General features: G+C 68.2%; 1 pseudogene. It reads right to left on the bottom strand.

Features of this window, described 5'->3' with window-relative positions:
• Positions 1-896: pseudogene (locus ACFVJ3_RS49555) on the bottom strand (transposase); the annotation flags it as partial.
• Between the last annotated feature and the right edge of the window lie 159 nt (positions 897-1,055).

The following is a 1,055-nucleotide window of genomic DNA, read 5'->3' as shown; positions in this document are numbered from 1 at the left end:
GGTCCGTCATCGGCGGCCAGCGCCGCGATCTGCGGGGCCCGCAGCGCGGTCAACCAGCCCAGGCCGCCGACCTGCTGCAGGGCGGTGATGCGGGCAGAGGTGATCATGCCGCGGTCACCCACCATCAGCATGTTCTCCAGCCCGAAGGTGTCCTTCACGGCGGCCACCGCGGCACCGAAGGCGGCCGGGTCGGCGGTGTTGCCGGGAAACACCCGGACCGCGACCGGGCGACCGGCGGGGTCGGTGAGCAGCCCGTATTCGATCTGTTCGCAGCCCTTCTTCCCGTCCCGGGAGTAGCCGCGGGCGGCCAGGTCGCAGTGCCGGCCGGTCACCCAGGACGAGGACAGGTCGAACATCGCGATCCGCGACGGATTCACCTTCGGGTCGAGATGCTTTCCGGCGAGCTGTTTTTCGATGTGGTCCTGGCGGCCGGTCAGCCAGTCCATCGCCGCGTAGATCTCGTCGGTGCCCGCCCCGGCGACCTCGAGGTCCACCCCGAGGGTGGTGTCGGCCCACCAGGAGGCGGTGGCCAGTTTCGAGGCCGGGGCCACCGCCCGGGCGAGGATCAACGCCATCGCCAGATCCCGCTGCCGGCCGGCCGGGCCGAGCATCGCGGGCAGGCCCAACACCTTGGCCTGGGCCCAGACCGCGGCGACGTGCCCGTGTGGGAGCGAGCGGAGCACAGTGGCCGCCTCCGCGGCGGGGACCAGCGTCTGCCCCCTCAAGGTCGCCTCGATCGCCGCGATCGACGCCTCCGGAAGCGCCTTCAGGTTCGCCAGCGTCTCGTGACGGACCTTGCCGCCCTCACGGAAGGTGCGCCGCAGCAGCACCGACTCGTAGACCCGCTCCTCACCCGACTTCGTCACATAGCTGCGCCTGTTTCGGGCTACGTGCATTGCGCCGCTGTATGGGGCCATGTCTTCATGTTAGATCGATTATCGGTTGAGACACCGCAACGACACGCAGTATTAGTGGCTACATTTCCGAATCGATTTCCGTCGTCTTCTCAGGTCGATCATGCAATCTCCGCCGAGAGCTACCGCAACTTCGGTCTA

It is taken from the genome of Rhodococcus sp. NPDC127593 (genome assembly GCF_042671975.1).
Classification (GTDB): domain Bacteria; phylum Actinomycetota; class Actinomycetes; order Mycobacteriales; family Mycobacteriaceae; genus Rhodococcus_F.
The sequence above is the reverse complement of the archived record's forward strand: the minus strand, read 5'-3'. Positions and strand labels throughout refer to the sequence as shown.